Annotated in this window: 15 protein-coding genes; 6 read left to right on the forward strand and 9 right to left on the reverse strand. The window is 63.4% G+C overall.

Features of this window, described 5'->3' with window-relative positions:
* Positions 1 to 24: 24 nt before the first annotated feature.
* Together wrbA and I6F09_RS07985 are read right to left on the reverse strand one after the other, a co-directional pair.
* Positions 25 to 624: an NAD(P)H:quinone oxidoreductase gene (gene wrbA, locus I6F09_RS07980; protein WP_225187833.1), complete on the reverse strand. Its 600-nt coding sequence runs from the start codon at positions 622 to 624 to the stop codon at positions 25 to 27.
* 46 nt (positions 625 to 670) lie between these two features.
* On the reverse strand, positions 671 to 1,369 hold the full coding sequence (locus I6F09_RS07985) for a pirin family protein (RefSeq protein ID WP_225111576.1): 699 nt from the start codon (positions 1,367 to 1,369) through the stop codon (positions 671 to 673).
* A gap of 115 nt (positions 1,370 to 1,484) precedes the next feature.
* Here I6F09_RS07985 and I6F09_RS07990 point away from each other — a divergent pair, with 115 nt between their 5' ends.
* A complete protein-coding gene (locus tag I6F09_RS07990) occupies positions 1,485 to 2,420 on the forward strand; it encodes a LysR family transcriptional regulator (RefSeq protein WP_035997402.1) in 936 nt (311 codons plus the stop codon).
* 114 nt (positions 2,421 to 2,534) lie between these two features.
* On the opposite strand, the gene I6F09_RS07995 is transcribed toward I6F09_RS07990, so the two are convergent.
* Positions 2,535 to 2,792 (reverse strand): hypothetical protein, encoded by a 258-nt coding sequence (locus I6F09_RS07995; RefSeq protein ID WP_225187834.1) that lies wholly within the window; start codon positions 2,790 to 2,792, stop codon positions 2,535 to 2,537.
* Positions 2,793 to 2,934: 142 nt separating this feature from the next.
* Between I6F09_RS07995 and I6F09_RS08000 the strand changes: the two genes are divergently transcribed.
* Positions 2,935 to 3,921 carry a tripartite tricarboxylate transporter substrate binding protein gene (locus tag I6F09_RS08000; RefSeq protein WP_225187835.1) on the forward strand — a complete coding sequence of 329 codons (987 nt, stop codon included), beginning with the start codon at positions 2,935 to 2,937 and terminating at the stop codon, positions 3,919 to 3,921.
* Between the two features lie 6 nt (positions 3,922 to 3,927).
* On the opposite strand, the gene I6F09_RS08005 is transcribed toward I6F09_RS08000, so the two are convergent.
* Complete coding sequence (locus tag I6F09_RS08005; protein ID WP_225187836.1) at positions 3,928 to 6,543, reverse strand: autotransporter outer membrane beta-barrel domain-containing protein; 2,616 nt, start codon at positions 6,541 to 6,543, stop codon at positions 3,928 to 3,930.
* A 252-nt stretch (positions 6,544 to 6,795) separates the two neighbouring features.
* Here I6F09_RS08005 and I6F09_RS08010 point away from each other — a divergent pair, with 252 nt between their 5' ends.
* The gene (locus tag I6F09_RS08010) at positions 6,796 to 7,134 is read left to right on the forward strand and encodes a hypothetical protein (RefSeq protein WP_035997417.1); all 339 of its coding nucleotides are present in this window, start codon (positions 6,796 to 6,798) and stop codon (positions 7,132 to 7,134) included.
* Positions 7,135 to 7,140: 6 nt separating this feature from the next.
* Here the strand turns inward: I6F09_RS08010 and I6F09_RS08015 are convergent, their stop codons facing one another.
* The gene (locus I6F09_RS08015; protein WP_036036398.1) at positions 7,141 to 7,608 is read right to left on the reverse strand and encodes a YbaK/EbsC family protein; all 468 of its coding nucleotides are present in this window, start codon (positions 7,606 to 7,608) and stop codon (positions 7,141 to 7,143) included.
* A 41-nt stretch (positions 7,609 to 7,649) separates the two neighbouring features.
* Complete coding sequence (locus I6F09_RS08020; RefSeq protein WP_225187837.1) at positions 7,650 to 8,381, reverse strand: haloacid dehalogenase type II; 732 nt, start codon at positions 8,379 to 8,381, stop codon at positions 7,650 to 7,652.
* Between the two features lie 334 nt (positions 8,382 to 8,715).
* Between I6F09_RS08020 and I6F09_RS08025 the strand changes: the two genes are divergently transcribed.
* Positions 8,716 to 9,741 carry a phosphatase PAP2 family protein gene (locus tag I6F09_RS08025; protein ID WP_225187838.1) on the forward strand — a complete coding sequence of 342 codons (1,026 nt, stop codon included), beginning with the start codon at positions 8,716 to 8,718 and terminating at the stop codon, positions 9,739 to 9,741.
* Positions 9,734 to 10,915 (forward strand): acyltransferase, encoded by a 1,182-nt coding sequence (locus I6F09_RS08030; RefSeq protein ID WP_225187839.1) that lies wholly within the window; start codon positions 9,734 to 9,736, stop codon positions 10,913 to 10,915. The genes I6F09_RS08025 and I6F09_RS08030 overlap by 8 nt, the downstream gene beginning before the upstream one ends.
* 100 nt (positions 10,916 to 11,015) lie before the next feature.
* Here the strand turns inward: I6F09_RS08030 and I6F09_RS08035 are convergent, their stop codons facing one another.
* The gene (locus I6F09_RS08035; RefSeq protein ID WP_036021178.1) at positions 11,016 to 11,387 is read right to left on the reverse strand and encodes a helix-turn-helix domain-containing protein; all 372 of its coding nucleotides are present in this window, start codon (positions 11,385 to 11,387) and stop codon (positions 11,016 to 11,018) included.
* 160 nt (positions 11,388 to 11,547) lie between these two features.
* Here I6F09_RS08035 and I6F09_RS08040 point away from each other — a divergent pair, with 160 nt between their 5' ends.
* Positions 11,548 to 12,282, forward strand: coding sequence for an SDR family oxidoreductase (locus I6F09_RS08040; protein ID WP_225187840.1), 735 nt, complete (start codon positions 11,548 to 11,550; stop codon positions 12,280 to 12,282).
* Positions 12,283 to 12,693: 411 nt separating this feature from the next.
* Here I6F09_RS08040 and I6F09_RS08045 read toward each other — a convergent pair whose 3' ends face one another.
* Both I6F09_RS08045 and I6F09_RS08050 read right to left on the reverse strand, forming a co-directional pair.
* Entirely contained in the window at positions 12,694 to 15,225 is a 2,532-nt protein-coding gene (locus I6F09_RS08045; RefSeq protein WP_225187841.1) for an NAD-dependent epimerase/dehydratase family protein, read from the reverse strand.
* Positions 15,226 to 15,636: 411 nt separating this feature from the next.
* Positions 15,637 to 16,521 carry an amidohydrolase family protein gene (locus I6F09_RS08050; RefSeq protein WP_036021159.1) on the reverse strand — a complete coding sequence of 295 codons (885 nt, stop codon included), beginning with the start codon at positions 16,519 to 16,521 and terminating at the stop codon, positions 15,637 to 15,639.
* Between the last annotated feature and the right edge of the window lie 203 nt (positions 16,522 to 16,724).

Below are 16,724 nucleotides of genomic sequence, written 5' to 3' on the forward strand. Positions count from 1 at the left end.
CTGAGAATGCCGCCCAGGGTCGCATCATCCATGCAGCTTTTTGGCGGTCTCCGCGATCTGGCGGCCCTGATAGCGCGCGCCGGCGAGCTCGTTGGCGCTGGGCTGGCGGCTGCCGTCGCCGCCGGTGATCGTGGTGGCGCCATAGGGCGCACCGCCCGTGACCTCGTCGAGCTTCATCTGGCCGGCAAAGCCGTAGTTCATGCCGACCACGACCATGCCGAGATGCAGCAGGTTGGTGATGATCGAGAACAGCGTGGTCTCCTGGCCGCCGTGCTGGGTCGCGGTGGCCGTGAAGGCACCGCCGACCTTGCCGTGCAGCGCGCCCTTGGCCCAGAGCCCGCCGGCCTGGTCGAGGAAGTTCGCCATCTGCGAGGCCATGCGGCCGAAGCGGGTGCCGGTGCCGACGATGATCGCGTCGTAATTGGCGAGGTCCTCGATCTTGGCGACCGGCGCGGCCTGGTCGAGCTTGTAGTAAGAGGCTTTCGCGACCTCGGCCGGCACCAGCTCGGGCACGCGCTTGATGTCAACGGTCGCGCCGGCCTCGCGCGCGCCTTCGGCGACGGCATTGGCCATCGCCTCGATATGGCCATAGGCGGAATAATAGAGGACGAGAACTTTGGTCATGGTGGTCTCCGTTGGGATTGGGTGAGGGTGATTGGTTGCTTGATCGTCACGCCGCGTCGACGAGCACGAGCTCGGAATCTTCGAGCGCCGTGATCTTCAGCTTGGCCTCGTCGCGGATCGCGGCGCCGTCGCGGGCATTGACGCGGACGCCGTTGATCTCGACAACGCCTGCCGCCGGCACCAGGTAGAGATGCCGCGACGTCTGCGGCTCATACTCCGCGCTCTCGCCCGCCTTCAGCGTGGTGGCGAGCACCCGGGCATCGGCGCGGATCGGCAGTGCGTCCGTGTCGCCCGCAAAGCCGCTCGCGATGGTGACGAGCCTGCCGGAGCGGTCTGCCTTCGGAAACGGCTTCGAGCCCCAGGTCGGCTGTCCGCCGCGCATCGCCGGCTCGATCCAGATCTGGAAGATCCGCGTCCTGGTCGGCTCGAGATTGTACTCGGAGTGGCGGATGCCGCTGCCGGCGCTCATCACCTGCACGTCGCCCGCTTCGGTGCGGCCCTCGTTGCCGAGGCTGTCCTGATGGGTGATCGCGCCCTCGCGCACATAGGTGATGATCTCCATGTTGGCGTGGGGATGGGCGGGAAAGCCGGTGTTCGGCGCGATCTCGTCGTCATTCCACACCCGCAAGGCGCCGTGGCCCATATTGTTCGGGTCGTAATGGCCAGCGAACGAGAAATGATGCTTGGCCTTGAGCCAGCCGTGATCGGCGCCGCCGAGCTTCGCGAAAGGTCTGAGTTCGATCATCTGTGCAATTCCTTGATGTCGGATTGACCTGTTGGATAAGCCTTCGCCTGTGGTATAGAAATAGAAACTGTCGAAACGCATTGTTTCCTTAAATGCCCCATCGGGACCGGCTGCCATGGCAAAACTTCCAGATTTCGAAGCGCTCGCGATCTTCGCCAAAGTCGTGGAGCTGCGATCATTTGCGGGGGCTGCGAGCGAGCTCGGGATGTCAAAGGCCACGGTGTCCAAGGCGGTCACGCGATTGGAGGAGCGGCTCGGCGCGCGGCTGTTTAACCGCACCTCGCGCCGGCTCGCGCTGACCGATGCCGGACACAAGCTGGCCGAACGCGCGACGCGCCTCTTGGCCGACGGCGAGGCCGCCGAGAACGAGGCCTTGGCGCAGTCGGTGGCGCCGCGCGGCCTGGTGCGGCTCGCCGTCCCCATGACGTTCGGCATCAAGGCGGTGGCGCCGCTGCTGCCCGAGTTCTTCCAGGCCTATCCGGAAGTCTCCGTCGATCTGCATTTGAGCGATGCGACCGTCGACCTGATCGGCGAAGGTTTCGACATGGCGGTTCGGATCGCGCGGCTGCCGGACTCTTCGCTGATCGCGCGGCGTCTCTTCACCATGCCGCGCTACACGGTCGCCGCGCCGTCCTATCTCAAGAAGCACGGCCGGCCGACGCACCCGATGCATCTCGCCGCGCACAAATGCTTCAGCTACGCCTATCTCTCCACGCCCAACGCGTGGCACTACACCAATTCGGCCGGCGAGCAGGCCAGCGTGCGCCCGGGCGGCCAGCTTCGCGTCAACAACGGCGAAGCCGTGATGCCGGCGTTGATCGCGGGGCTCGGCATCGCCGAGCTGCCGGAATTCATCGTCGGCGAGGCGATCTCGTCGGGCGAGGTCGAAGTCATCCTGAAGGACTGGAAGCAGGCCGAAGGCGCCGTGCACCTCGTGACCCCGCCCGGCGGCCCCCGCCCCGCGCGCGTCGAAGCGCTCGCCGATTTCCTCGCAGCCAAGCTGCCGGGCACGTGCAAGCGCCGGCCGCGCGGGAAAAGCAAAGCGTCGTAGGAGCGCGCGCGGCTTCAACGCTCTCCGTCATTGCGAGCGCAGCGAAGCAATCCAGCATGTCTCCTCGGAGAGATTCTGGATTGCTTCGTCGCAAGAGCTCCTCGCAATGACGAACTACGACACCTTCACGCCATGGATCGCGACGACGCGCAGGCTTGGCTTCAGCGTCCCCTCCAATTGCGCCTTCAATTCGTGAACGCGTGGGTCGCTCGACCGCGCCGCACACACACCATATTGATGGACGGATCGCGCCAGCGCGCGCCGCGCTTCGGGCGTTCGCGTCAATTCGGGCGTCGAAAGCCGCAACACGATCGCCGCGAGATTCACCAGCATCTCGTCCAAGGCGACGTCGATGGTTCCAAGATTGTGCATCACTCACTCCCTGGAAGGCCAACGGCGGCTCCAGGCCGGCGTTCCTGGCCACCCCGGACATGGCTAACGTTTGGTAAACGACTTGTCCTTGCCGGTCGCCACGCTAGGCTGGCGAAACAAGAAAATCAGGGGAGGGACCAGCATGGATCGACGCGATCTCCTGCGCGCCGCTGCGGCATTGCCGTTGCTGCGGGCTGCTTGGCCGGACAAGGCCGCTGCGCAAGCCTATCCGGCGCGTAACATCACCCTGATCGTGCCGTTCCCGGCCGGCGGACAGGCCGATCTCGCTGCGCGACCGGTCGCGACGGCGTTGGAGCGAATTCTCGGCAAGCCCGTGATCGTCGACAACCGGGCGGGAGGCGGCGGCGGATCGGTCGGCAATGCCGCGGCCGCGCGTGCCGAGCCCGACGGTTACACGCTGCTGATGACGCTGTCCTCGCTCGCGGTGCTCCCCGAGGCCGACCGGCTGTTCGACCGACCCGTCGCCTACGAGGTCTCGCAGTTCATGCCGATCGCGCGCGTGCTCGCCGATCCCACGCTGCTCGCGGTGCCGGCCTCGGCGCCCTGGAGAACCGCGCAGGATTTCGTCGAGGATGCGAAGAAGCGGCCGGGCCAGATCGCCTATGGCTCGTCCGGGCCGTACGGCACGCTGCATGTGGCCATGGAGATGTTCGCGAGCAGCGCCGGCATCAAACTGCTGCACGTGCCGTTCCGCGGTGCAGGTCCTGCGCTGACCGCGATCCTCGGCGGCACCGTGCAGGCGATCACCGCTGCACCCGGCACGCTGAAACCGCAGGTCGACGACGGCAGGCTGCGCGTGCTCGGCAATTGCGGCGCGCAGCGCATCGCAAGCTTCCCTGATGTGCCGACCTTCCAGGAGCTCGGCTACAAGGACGTCGAGTTTTACATCTGGGCCGGGCTGTTCGCGCAGAGCGCTCTTCCTGCGCCGATCGCGATTCGCCTGCGCGAGGCGATGACGCAAGTGATGACGAGCCCTGATGTGCTCAAGGCATTCGAGACCTCGGGCAGCCTCGTCGCCTATCAGGACGCGCCGGCCTTCTCTGAGTTCGTCGCGACCGACAGCAAGCGGCTGATCGCGGCGGTGAAGAAGATCGGCAAGGTGGAGTAGGGCCGTTCAGAATTCGCTGCGGACCAGGCCGCGCAGCGTGTGACGGTCGTATCCCGGCGCGAACGCGCCCTCGTACGAGGCCTTGAACGATGTCGCGGTCGTCAGGTCCCACCGGATTTCGGCGCCGGCAAGCGCCACCGTGCGCGCGCGCTCGACGCCGGTGATCGCGAACGGAATGCCGGGTGCGCCTTCCAGCGCCGCCGTCGTGGTTGCCGCGCTGCCGGTAAACTCATGACGAACGGCAATGGTCGCGCCGAACTGTGCCGCGTGGCCATTCGGCATCATCATGCGGTGACTGCCGCGCAAGCCGACCGTGCCATAGCCGAGGTCGAAGCTGCCGTTTCGCACCAGCTGATTCACCCCCGGCGCACCGGCCTCTGAGAGACTGCCCTGGCGTGTCGCGTACCAGTCAGCCTTGGCAAAGGGCTCGGCGACAAGACCCCATCCTGTCTGGAACGGCCGCGAGATGCCCAGCGAAGCGGCAAAGGTGTTTGCGCGCGAGGCGGCAGTTGCCGTCTCGCCGAGGAACGCGATCGTGCGCGAGGAGTCGAGCGCCGCAAAGGAATAGCTGATCGCCGATGCGAGATTGAAGCCGCCGGCTTCGCCGCGCGCGTAGACGCCGGCATGCCCGGCATTGGCCTCGATACGGTCGGCGCGGCCGGTCATTCGCAGTTGGCCGGTCGATGCGCCGACCGCGAGGCCTGCCGTAAAGCCCGGCATGTGCCAGAGGTCGGCACCGAGCGCGGCGCCGGCGATGGTCGTGTTGGTTCCGAAGGCAATGTCGCTCGCGGCCACCTTGTCCCAATTGCCATAGCCACCAAACCAGACGCTCTGCATCGGCGCCGCGCGGCGGCGGTTCAGCGCCTTGCCGATCGGGTCCCTGGGCTCCGGCGCGTAGGCGGACGCGGTCATCCGAACGGTCTCGCCGCGCGACTGCGTCCCGGCATTCCACATGAAGCTCTGGAACATGTCGGCCTGATCCGCAACGAAGCGGCGCCCATCGGCGTGGATTTGACCGGCCAGGTCGTCGAGGCTGGCCTTGATGCCTGGCGTATTGAGCGCGGCGAGCGTGTTGATCGCAGTAGCCAGCGGTCCCGATGCGCCGCCGAGCTGTGCCTGGTCGAGTGCGCCGGCCACCGCAGCCTGGTTCGGCGTCAGCCCCGACAACGTTCCGAAGCCGCCGATCTGCTGCAGCAGGAAGTAGACGTTGTTGGCGTCATAGCTGAGCTGCCCTGTGACTAGCGGGCTGCCAGAGCTCGTGAGCGCCGCGAACGTGCCGCTGACGCCGCCGGCCGCCGAGAGGATGGTGTATTGCGTATTGGCGATAAAGCCCGCGCCGAGCGGCACGATCTGCACCGTGCCGCCGTTGAGCGTCGCGGTCCCGGTCGCTGCGATCCTGTCGGACTGGCCGCCGGGGTTGATCTCGACCTGAAAGGTCGAGCCGGCATTGAAGGCGACGTTGCCGTTGACGTTGAGCGTCCCGATCGAATTGCCGGGCGCGACCATGCCGCCATTGTTGACGACGATTCCGCCGACGGTGCCGGTGCCGCCGAGATAGCCGCCATTGATCGTGACGACCGAGGGCAATGTGCCGTTCACGATCAGCCCGCCCGCGTCCACTGTCGTCGCGCCGTTGAAGGCGGTGGTGCCGGTCAGCGTCCAGACGGAGTTGCCGTTCTTCTTCAGTTGCTCGAACTCGTCATATTGCAGGCCGGGGCCGAGATTGCCGAGGTCGAACGTGGCGCTGCCAATGCTGCCGAAGTTCAGCGTGTCGGTACCGCTCCCGCCGCGAACATTCCCGGTGATCGTCGCCCCCGGAGCGAGGCCGAGCTGATCATCGCCGCCATTCAGCTCGATCGCTCCGCTGCCGCCGCCCGAGATGGTGCCGGCGTTGAAGATGGTGTCGCTGCCGGAAGAGCCCTGGATGGCGATGAAGAAGCCGCCGGAGATCGTGCCGCCATTGACGAGCGAATTGCCGCCGGCGATGAATTGCACGCCGGTATGGCCGCCGCCGATCGATCCGCTGTCATAGACGAGGACGACATTGCCGCTCGACGTCCCGCTGATCCGCAGTCCCGTCGTGTTTCCTCCGGTGCCGACGGCCGTCCCGCGAATGTTGAGGAGGTTGTCGTTCGAATTGTCGATGACGATGGCTGCTTCGGCGTTGCCCGTACCCTCCGCGATCGCACCGGCGGCGACCGTCACATTGTTGTGGGTCGATCCGTTGGAGAGCAGAACCGCTCCGCTGGAGGTCGAGACTGTCGCCTGATTGTTGACGGTGACATGCGAGCCGATGGTGCCGTCGAAAACGACCGCAGGTATGCCTGCGCCCGGCAGCAGCGACGTCATGATGCCGTCACCGACATTCACCGTCACGTTGCTGCCGCCGGTGGCGTTGATGTGATCGGTGTTGCCGAGGCCGGTGCAGGTTGCGACATCGCCCGAATTGAGTGCGCCGATCGTGCCGGTGCCGGCCACGGTGCAGGCGGCGCGCGCCGGGCTGGACGTCAGGACCGGGAAGGCCAGCACGAGGGGCGCCAGCGCGGTGGTGACCAGCAGCTTGCGGCGAAAGATTGCGGCCGTGGCGACGTTTTGCGCACAGACCGGTCTTGCAGTCGGCATCGACATTCCCCTCATTGCAGCCCATTGCTAGCGGGAGCGCCGTGATGATTCTTGGCGTCAGGCGAAATGCCTTATGGCGAAAGGCGCAAGAGGCCGGTTTGCTTCTGCCCTGTTGCTGGGGCGCCACGGACCAAGGCGTCAGCGGGAGCTGCCATGGTTCCAGTCGCGCTTTTCACATTTTGTTGTTGGTCCAGAACAAGCTCGCGTCTCATTGATTGAAGAGAATTCGAGAGACTTGGGAAGGATCTGGACATGCGAACAGAGCGGATCGCGCTAGGTGTGGCGCTTGCGGTCGGCGGCATCATGGCGCACAGCGCTGCATCCGCGCAGGAATACCGCGGCACGATGGAACAGCAGATGGCCTGCACACCTGATGTGTGGCGCCTGTGCAGCGATCAGATTCCCGACGTGAACCGCATCGTGGCCTGCTTGCAGCAGAATACGCCACAGCTTTCGAGCGGCTGCCGTGCGGTGTTCCAGTCCAGCAACCAGATGCCGCCGCAGCAACAGGTTCCGCGCGGCCGGGCCGCACCGCCACCACGCTACATTGCTCCGCCGCCTCCACAGCGGCCTTACGACGAGGACGAATAGCGCCGCTCAGGGCCTGTGCTCGCAGACGTCGACCCATTCAGCCGCGGTCAGCTCGGCCATCCGCTCCGGTGTGATGCGCACCGCGCTATGGGTCGAGCCGGCAGCCGGCACGACGACGTCGAATGCCTTCAGCGAGATGTCGCAATAGATCGGCAGCGGCGACTTCAGGCCGAACGGGCAGACGCCGCCGACCTCGTGTCCGGTGATGTCGGCGACTTCCTCCAGACCCAGCATCTTCGGCTTGCCGCCGAACTGCGCCTTCACCTTCTTGTTGTCCATGCGCGAGGTGCCGCTCGCGACGATCAGGATCACGCGCTCGCCGATCCGCAAGCTCAGCGTCTTGGCGATCATTCCCGGCTCGACGCCATAGGCTTCGGCCGCCAGCGCCACGGTCGCGGAGCTGATCGGGGATTCAATGACGGAGATGTCGGGGGCTTTCTCGGCGAAGAAGGCGCGAACGGATTCCAGGCTCATTCCGGGCAGCTCATTCCAATCTTACAGGCGGGCGACGACCCCTAAGCGATTCCCGGCAGCTCGGAGAGGGCGCGGACGCGATGATCCGGCGCAAAGCCGAGCTCATCCATCTGGGTGCGGATCGCCTTGAACATGGTGAGCGGTGCCACGAGTTCGTTCTCGACGCAAGCCAGCGCCATCGCTTCGGGCGTCACCCGCTCGATCCAGGCAACCTTCAGTCCGAACGATTTTGCCCCGGCGGCGTCCCAGGGATTGGAGGAGACGAACAGAACCTCATCAGGCGCGGTGCCGAGCACCTCGCCGATCAGCTCATAGGCCTGTGGGCTCGGCTTGAAGATCTTTTTCGCGTCGACGCTGATGGTGGCATCGAGCAGGCGGTCGAGCCCGGAATTGCGTACCAGCGCATTGAGCATGTCCGGGCTGCCGTTGGAGAGGATGGCGAGCTTGCGCGGTCTCAGGGCCGCGAGCGTTTCGGCCACATCCGGATAGAGATCGAGATGCAGATATTTCTCGATGACGCGCTCGAATGCCTCGCTCTCATAGGCGAGCCCGAGCACGCGCAGCGTATAGACGAGGGAGTCGCGCGTGACCGCGTCAAAATCCTGGTAGCGCCGCATCAGCGAGCGCAGCCAGGTGTATTCGAGCTGCTTGATGCGCCAGACCTGCGTGATGATCGCGCCGTAGCCGGGAAACGCATCCTCAGTGACGTCAGCGACCGACTGGATGTCATAGAGCGTGCCATAGGCGTCGAAGACGACGGCTTTGATGGGCATGAATTGTCCTTTCGGCCCGTTGAGAACTCCGATCGGGGAGTGCTCATCATGTCAGCTTACCAAATCACTGCGGACGTCTGCCACTGCCCGTCCCGGGCGAATATTTCCCGCCCCGCAGCAAGCAGCGCTTGCCGGGTTGCTTCCGCATATTCCTCACGGCGCGTTCGTTGGTCATTCGCAGCCTTGTTCATAGGCCACTTCCGCTGCCAAATTGCCTGCCAAGTTTTCCCGAATTTCTATTAGGGGACGTATCGACGAATTGCACATCCTGAAATTGTGAATCTCTTAAGAGTTGTTCTGGCAGAAGCACTCTCCTGGAATGTGAGAATGCCCAATGAAAGAAAGCGATGAGGCTCTTTCGCAATCGCTTCCCTCTGCGCTGGTCGAACCGCCGCAGTTTGACCCGTCACTGTCGTTACTTCGGCTGAATTGGGCGCTTATCGCTGCACTTGCCGCACTATTCGGCGCTGGCGTTCTCCTGACAGGCTTCAGCATCAAATGGGGCGGATATCTCACAGTAGGTGGGGTGGCAGCGGTTTACGGACTTGTGGGGCAATTCAACGCCAGATCCTCGACCGCCAGTCCCAGGGTCTATGCAACGCTTCTGCTGCCAGCGCAGACCGTCCTATTTCTCATCCTTCTCGTATCCCTCGGCTACATTGCCGCCTCCGCGAATCTGCCAATGCAGGAAGCCAGGCTGCTGGCGTTCGATCGCATGCTGGGATTGGACTTCCGGGCCTATGTTCACTTTGTGAACGAGAGGCCGGGCTTGCTGCATGCGTTCGCGCTCACCTATGATTCCATCAATAAGCAGATGCTTCTGTTGATTATCCTCCTGCCGCTGTTCGGATTCCATCAGCGGGGGACGGAGTTGGTGCTCGGCTTGGCCGTAGCTCTCATCGGAACCACCTTCATCTCGACGCTCGTTCCTGCGACGGGAGCGTATGAAGCCGCAGGACTTGATCTCTCCGACCACCCGAACTTCGAGCCGGTTTGCTATTACGCGACTTTGCGCGAGTTGCCATTGATCCGGCAGGGCGTCACCAGGGTGATCGATGTGTACGCCTTGGCTCCCGTTCTGACCTTTCCCAGTTTTCACGCCGTTTTAGCTGTCCTCTATGTGTGGGCGATGTGGCCGATCCGGTGGTTGAGAATTCCGGGCGCGCTGTGGAACGCGGTCATGCTGGCTGCGACGCCGATCGGAGGCGGTCATTTCTTCGTCGATGTCATTGCCGGGGCCGTCATCGCTTTGCTGACAATAGTTGCCGTTCATTGGCTTGGACGTCGCTTGTCCCGCAACCATAAGATGGCGAAGCCGGCACCGCTGCCGCTCACGACCGCGGCGGCGGCCCATGCGTGACCAGTCTTTTCTGCACCTAGCAGATCACCAGATGCAACGTCCCCGTCACTCCCTCGTAGCGGCAGAACTCCCGCCGCAGGGCGAGACTTACTGCGATGGTTCGGCCAGACGCCAAGCTTCTAAAACGCCGCAGGTGTTCGCGGGTATACAGGCAATGCGCGGCATTGCGGCGCTGTCGGTAGTCTGCGGGCATGCAGTCAGTGCGAGACCCGATATGGTGGGCCCGGAGCTTGCCGAAGGAGCGATGACCATTCTTGCGAGCGGTGTCGACATTTTCTTCGTTATCTCCGGCTTCATCATCGCAACAACAGCGGCGGCACAACACAACCCTTTCAATTTTGCGTTCAGACGAGCCCTTCGAATTTATCCGGTCTATTGGCTCGTGTTGCTGGCGGCGTTCGCCAGCTCCTACTGGATCATACTGGCGCCGGGGGAACGTCCGGCACTCGACGCCGGAACGATCTTCGCGTGGACATATCCGAACTGGTACATAGGGCCAGCATGGTCACTCGCTTTCGAGCTGCACTTCTATGCTGCAGTCGCAATCATCCTTGCGATTAAGCCGAACCGTCTATTCGAGATCCTTTTCGCGTGGCTCGGCATGGTCGTCGTCGCATCCTTCTTCCAAATTCAGCTCGGCATCTACTCCCACCCGCTGGTGCTGGAATTCGGTGCCGGCGTTGGCATCGCCTATCTCTTGAAAGAACGCGGATTGCGCTTTTCGCCCCGTCTCATAGCTTGTTCAGCGGGCCTGTTCTTTGCCGGCTGGTACTGGATTTTTGTGCAGGGAGCGACCGATCCACAGTTTGCCCGCGTACCGACCTATGGCTTAGGCGCGGGATTGCTCATGTATGCGGTGGTATCTGCCGAGATCGAAGGGCAATCCTTCTCGCCCGTCCTGCAATACCTGGGCAAGATTTCGTACTCGCTGTACATGGTCCACTACCCGTTGGTGAAATGGATCGCCAATTTTGACAGGCCGTGGCTGCTGTCAGTCGCCGGGACAGTTATCGCACTCATCCTGCTCTCTGTCGGTCTTGCCATTGTCTTGCACGTCCTCATTGAAGCGCCAATCCTCTCTTGGGGAAGAAGGTTGAGCCTGATGCGCCGGAGCCAATCAACGTCGGACACAGGCAAGCGGGAAGGGACCGTGCATCCAGCAAGTATCGAGTGAACAAACTCTCTTCCGCAGTCGGCGTCGGCAAACGGCTCACGGGGACTCAAGGCGAATTGCGCCAACGCTGCGATCAGGGGCGGACGAAGTGCAGCGGAAGCTAGCCGGTCGGCTGACGTCCTGGCCGCGTCCAGGTCGCCCGCTCTGCGAACACCCGGCTGACCTCCGCCATGTGCTCGGTGCCCCACGTGCAGAGCGGCACCAGCGCTTCGGCGAGGCTCTGGCCCAGAGGCGTGAGGCTGTAGTCCACCCGCGGCGGCACCTCCTTGTAGTCGGTCCGCTTCACGAGGCCATCGGCCTCCAGCTCCTTGAGCTGCTGGATCAACACCTTGTCGCTGACGTCGCGTATGGCGCGCCGGAGCTCGCCGTAACGGGTCGGTCCGTCCTGGGCGACAAAGTACAGGATCAGCGGCTTCCACTTGCCCGAGACGACCCGCAAGGTCGCATCCAAGCCGCAGGTGAAGCCGGGCAGGTTCGGCGTGCAACGTTGGACGTCCGCTTGGGCTTGCGCCGGCGGGGAGATGAGGTCTGTACGATCTGACGACATTTTTTGGGTACTTACCAAAAGGTGCATACTTGTGGTCAGGTAGGTAGGCCGCCAGCTCAGTGCAACCTCAATGAAGGAGCACATCATGAGCAGACTACAAGGCAAGACGGCGGTGGTGACGGGCGGTGGAACGGGCATCGGGCTCGGAGCCGCGAAACGGTTCGTCGATGAGGGCGCATTCGTCTATATCTTCGGGCGACGGCAGGAGCCACTCGACGCCGCGCTCGCGCAGCTGGGGTCCTCGGCGCGCGCAGTCAGGGGATCGGTCACCGACTTGTCCGACCTCGACCGACTGTATGCGACGGTGAAGGCCGAACGCGGCAATGTCGACGTCCTGTTCGCCAATGCCGGGACCGGCGCGTTTGCGCCGCTCGGCCAGATCACCCCCGAGCACTACGATCAGATCTTCGATGTCAATGTGAGGGGGCTGGTGTTCACCGTGCAGAAAGCCCTGCCGCTGATGCGCAGGGGATCGTCGATCATCCTGACCGGCTCGAGCACGGGCGTGATGGGAACGCCGCAATTCAGCATCTACAGCGCGACCAAGGCCGCGATCCGCAATCTGGCGCGCAGCTGGGCGCTGGACCTGCGCGGCACCGGCATCCGCGTCAACGTTCTGTCGCCGGGGCCGACCAAGACGGAGCTGGCGCTGGAGGTCGTGGGCGAGGAAGCCTTCGACGCGCTCGGCAGCGCGACGCCCATCGGGCGCGTCGCTGACCCCAGCGAGACCGGGGCAGTGGCCGCATTCCTGGCGTCCTCGGACAGCAGCTACATGACCGGCGGCGAGGTCTTTGTCGATGGAGGCTTGGCTCAAGTCTGAAGCCTTCGTCTGAGTGCGAGGGCTTTGGTCAATGGGATCGAAGCCCTCATGCGCTGCGATGAGGATACGATTAGAGCGAAATGGCTTTAGGTTGAATTGATCGGTGGGGCTCGTTCACCTCTCCCGCTTGCGGAGAGGCATAGGCGGCCTCTGGCCGCCGTTCTCTAAGACGCCGATGCTTCGCATCGGCTATGGCGCCGGGTGAGGGCTTTGTCCTCTTGGGAATTGTCCCATTGCGGAAGCACCCTCTCCCGACTCGCTCCCGCAAGCCTGCGGGAGAGAGGGCACCTCTGTTGTTGCAGCGATCAAGCACTCGGCGAGCCATACGTGATGCCGCTGTCCGATCAGATGCGTCATGAGAAAGCTCCCCGCATCATCTTCGGTGGCGCCCACGCAGAGCCCGCCGTTGCGTCATACTATTGCGTGGTCCCATCCGCCGTAATGCGCGGCGCTACGGGTGCCGCGTGGCAGGCTCAGCCCGATGAGGAGGACACCGGTTGCAACGTTGGCTATCGTCGCGATTGTCGTGGCGCCGTCGAGGACAAAGGGGGAGATTGCCACCCATGCTCCGAGCGCGACGTTGGCGAACCGCGCGGCACGCGCCACCTCCGCCATCGCCGTAACGGCGACGAGGATGACAAGGCAGCCGGTGATATGGTCGCTGAAGTAGAGGATCGGGCTCGTGCCGAAGGCAAGCGGCGTGATCATCAGCAGCATTCCAAGGAAAGAGCTCGCGACCAGCGTCCAGGGAAAATTGACGCCGCCGGTGACTATGTCGCGCAGCACCGCCGATAACGGGCGGTCGAGATCGGGCGTCGGCGTCTGCTTCTCGGAGAGCGCCGGGCCACCGCGCCAGAAAGTGCGCCAGAACGGCTGGCCCGCCTGCTTCGCGCCCCAAAGATACTGACAGCTCGCCAGTACCTCATCTATCGAATAGGGGATGAGCACTATCGTGATCGCGGCCTGGATGATGCAGAGCGTACACAGTGCACCGATCAAAGGGGGCTGGATAATGATGAAGCTGACGCTCACGAGCCCGAGCGGGATAACCAGTAGGCCGAACAGAATCACCATCCATGGCATTGTGCGCCAGCGGCGACGGTCGCCGATCGCGCCTGCCAGGGCATCTAGCGCGTAGGCGAAGGCGCCAAACCCGGCATCGGCGACCGGAAAGCCCTTCGAGACCCAGGAGGTCACCACCGCCTCGCTGCCATTGGCGACCGCTGCATCACCTGGGCCGAAGAAAGGATCCCACAAGCCGTCGATATGACCGAGTTGATAGGCGGCGAGATAGCGCGAGACGAACAGGCCGACAAAGGCCAGAGCAATGATGTGGAGGCGCTGGCTGAATGTGGATGGCGAGTAGGTCCAGCCGAGGGGGCGATCATCGTCGGCGGCGAGGGCTTGGCGGCTGATGCCCGGTGTTGGAGGAACCATCACCGCGAGCGTCACGATCAGCATGCCAGCAAGCGTATCGGTGGCGTAGGCTCCAGCGCTCGTGGTCCAGAACACGAGAGGTGCGAACATGACCCATATGCCGACGGCAGCGGTGAGCCACTGCAACCAGCGCCAGCGCCGACGCATGCCGATGAGTGCGAACGCGACGACAAGAATGCCGGACACGATCTCGCTGATGCCGAGCCTGCCGTCACGTGTCTCGGGCGAAGCGATCTCATGTCCCAGCGCCGGTGGAATTGGCGCCGCGGATGGATCGAAGAGACCAAGCGTGACAGGCGAGGCGACGAGCCACAGTCCAATCGCTGCATTGGTCAGCGGCGCCCAGAGCGTGCGCGCCCGATGCCGTTCCGTCTCGGCCTCAACCTCATCTTTCGAAGGCTCCACCGATTGCCGCAGTCTCTCCGCGGCCTGGTCGAGCTCGGGTTCGGAAGCGGCGACCGTCGCAGGATGAAGTTTGTTCGTCTCGTACCAGTCCGTCGGGTCGACCTTAAGCCGCCGGATCATTTCGGGCAGCGTGGCGGTCAGACTGTGTCGGGGTTTCCACCCCAAGAGGCTCCTCGCTCGCGAAGTATCGATCTCATAATGGTCGTCGGCATTCTCGATCATCCACGACTTGATGTCGGTATCCTGATCGAGAACGTTCTCCTGCATCCAAGTGCCGAGCTTCGTCATCTCTTTCGGGAGGGACATCGTCCGCCATCTCTCCCCATGCACAAGCTGGCCAATCCGCCTCTGCATCTCATCGTAACTCGGCGTTTCCTCTTCGCCAATGAGCAGTGTCGTTTCATCAGCAAGATCATTGCGTCGATCGACCACGCGTACCACGGCCTCGACGAGGTCGTTCTTGTGGAGATAGGGCTGGCCAGTGGTGATGTCGCCGGTGAAGAGATAAGCGGTCGGCAAGCGCTCGAAGATGCGGGCGATCTGCTGCGCGATGAATGCCGCACGGCAATCCTCGTCATAGACACCTGCAAGCCTCAGGATCGCGACCTTGATGTTGCCATGCTCGTTCAGGATCAGGGTCTCGGTCTTCGCCTTTGACTGCGGATAGGCCCAAGCTGGTTCGATCGGCGAATCTTCATCGATCTTTCTTCCCTTTGCCGAGCTAGGAGCATGCACGAGCAGCGTGCTCGAGAAGACGAACTGCTCCGTGTCGAATGCCTGAAGGGCCGCCAGCAGTCGGCGCGTTCCCTGAACGGTGACGGCATCGTATCTCGGGTTGTCCTCGCCGGTCGTGTCGTAATAGGCGGCAAGGTGAATGACCGAGGCGATCCGACGGCCTGTTCGCGCACGAACCTGGTCCAGCGCCTTCGCCACGATTGCATCCGAGGTGAGGTCGATCTCAATCGTCTCGATGCCGGACAACGGCTTCTTAGGGCGGCTGACATCGAGGCCGATGACCTGGTAACGATCCATCAAGCCGCGCGCGATCGCCTGGCCGAGAAAGCCGCTGCTGCCGGTGATCAGGACGGTGGGGCGAGACATGGCATTCGCTGCTCAACGTGTCTTAGCGAACGACCCGGGTACCCGAAAGTTTCCCTCCAACCTGCTTTTGCGTCCTGGATCGCCGGAGTATCACGCGCCCCATCCACCTACTTCGACGCCGCTGGTGAGCCGCCCAAGCTTGAATCGGGTGGAATCACACAACGTCGTGAGGTCGATGTGGACCGCGGCCCGGCCGCCAGCCTGAAAGAACTGTGGGTACGATGTCGGTCGCTCTGACGTACCCAGAGGATCCGGAGCAGGCGGCGCGCGTCGTGTTCGAGGTACTCTACGCGCCGTCCGAATCCGGACCAGATATGGAAGGATATGCTAGGCTACGCCAGGCTACGCCAGCCGAGATGTGTACCCCGTGGCCAAACCTAGTTGCATGCCGGTTTCATGGAAGCGGATCGTCTAGATTCCCAGCAGCTTGCGCGCGTTCGCCTTCAGCACCTTCGGCCGGATCTCGTCGCGAATCTCGATCTTGGCGAAATCCGACAGCCAGCGGTCCGGCGTGATCACCGGCCAGTCCGAGCCGAACAGCATCTTGTCCTGCAGAATCGAGTTGATGTAGCGCACCAAGATCGGCGGGAAGTATTTCGGCGACCAGCCCGACAGATCGATGTAGACGTTCGGCTTGTGGGTCGCGACCGACAGCGCCTCTTCCTGCCAGGGGAAGGAGGGGTGGGCGAGAATGATCTTGAGGTCGGGGAAATCGGCCGCGACATCGTCCATGTACATCGGGTTGGAATATTTCAGCCGCATGCCCATGCCGCCGGGCATGCCGGAGCCGACGCCGGTCTGGCCGGTGTGGAACAGCGCGATCGCGCCGCCATTGTTGATCTCCTCATAGAGCGGATAGGCCATGCGGTCGTTGGCGTAGAAGCCCTGCATGGTCGGATGGAATTTGAAGCCGCGTACGCCGTATTCCTCGATCAGCTTGCGCGCCTCGCGGGCCCCGAGCTTGCCCTTGTGCGGGTCGATCGAGACGAAGGGGATGAGCACGTCGAGATGCTCGGAGGCGATCTCCAGCATCTCCTCGTTCTTGTAGCGGCGGAAGCCGGTCTCGCGCTCGGCATCGACCGGGAAGATCACCGCGGCGATGTTCTTGGAGCGGTAATAGGCCGCGGTCTCCGGCACGGTCGGCGGATGCTTGTGCGGCGACTTGAAATACTCCGCCATCTGCGCCTGGAAATCGTCATAGCCGTCGTCGGGATGGGTGCCGCAGGGCTCCTCGGCATGGGTGTGGATGTCGATGGCGACGACTTTGTCGATATCAGGCAGCTTCAGCTTCGGCATGGGTGTCCTCCCGACGGGTTGCCGAATTGATTATAGGATATAACGAATTTGGCAAGGCGCTGGTGGCGGCGAAAGCGCAGGCCGCGACAGTCTTTGCCGGGCCTGACCTCCCATGCGCCGGATCGGGCCGATCCGGCCGCTTCTACTGTGCATGGGGTTGTTTTCACGGTTTTGCTCGTTGGGAGGCGGGCAGTTAACATTGA

It is taken from the genome of Bradyrhizobium sp. IC3195 (assembly GCF_020193585.1).
Lineage (GTDB): Bacteria > Pseudomonadota > Alphaproteobacteria > Rhizobiales > Xanthobacteraceae > Bradyrhizobium > Bradyrhizobium yuanmingense.

Excerpts from the sequence above, each read along its gene's own strand:
- wrbA (WP_225187833.1), bottom strand. The coding sequence starts at position 624 with ATGACCAAAGTTCTCGTCCTCTATTATTCCGCCTATGGCCATATCGAG.
- I6F09_RS07985 (WP_225111576.1), bottom strand. The coding sequence starts at position 1,369 with ATGATCGAACTCAGACCTTTCGCGAAGCTCGGCGGCGCCGATCACGGC.
- I6F09_RS07990 (WP_035997402.1), top strand. The coding sequence starts at position 1,485 with ATGGCAAAACTTCCAGATTTCGAAGCGCTCGCGATCTTCGCCAAAGTC.
- I6F09_RS07995 (WP_225187834.1), bottom strand. The coding sequence starts at position 2,792 with ATGCACAATCTTGGAACCATCGACGTCGCCTTGGACGAGATGCTGGTG.
- I6F09_RS08000 (WP_225187835.1), top strand. The coding sequence starts at position 2,935 with ATGGATCGACGCGATCTCCTGCGCGCCGCTGCGGCATTGCCGTTGCTG.
- I6F09_RS08005 (WP_225187836.1), bottom strand. The coding sequence starts at position 6,543 with ATGCCGACTGCAAGACCGGTCTGTGCGCAAAACGTCGCCACGGCCGCA.
- I6F09_RS08010 (WP_035997417.1), top strand. The coding sequence starts at position 6,796 with ATGCGAACAGAGCGGATCGCGCTAGGTGTGGCGCTTGCGGTCGGCGGC.
- I6F09_RS08015 (WP_036036398.1), bottom strand. The coding sequence starts at position 7,608 with ATGAGCCTGGAATCCGTTCGCGCCTTCTTCGCCGAGAAAGCCCCCGAC.
- I6F09_RS08020 (WP_225187837.1), bottom strand. The coding sequence starts at position 8,381 with ATGCCCATCAAAGCCGTCGTCTTCGACGCCTATGGCACGCTCTATGAC.
- I6F09_RS08025 (WP_225187838.1), top strand. The coding sequence starts at position 8,716 with ATGAAAGAAAGCGATGAGGCTCTTTCGCAATCGCTTCCCTCTGCGCTG.
- I6F09_RS08030 (WP_225187839.1), top strand. The coding sequence starts at position 9,734 with ATGCGTGACCAGTCTTTTCTGCACCTAGCAGATCACCAGATGCAACGT.
- I6F09_RS08040 (WP_225187840.1), top strand. The coding sequence starts at position 11,548 with ATGAGCAGACTACAAGGCAAGACGGCGGTGGTGACGGGCGGTGGAACG.
- I6F09_RS08045 (WP_225187841.1), bottom strand. The coding sequence starts at position 15,225 with ATGTCTCGCCCCACCGTCCTGATCACCGGCAGCAGCGGCTTTCTCGGC.
- I6F09_RS08050 (WP_036021159.1), bottom strand. The coding sequence starts at position 16,521 with ATGCCGAAGCTGAAGCTGCCTGATATCGACAAAGTCGTCGCCATCGAC.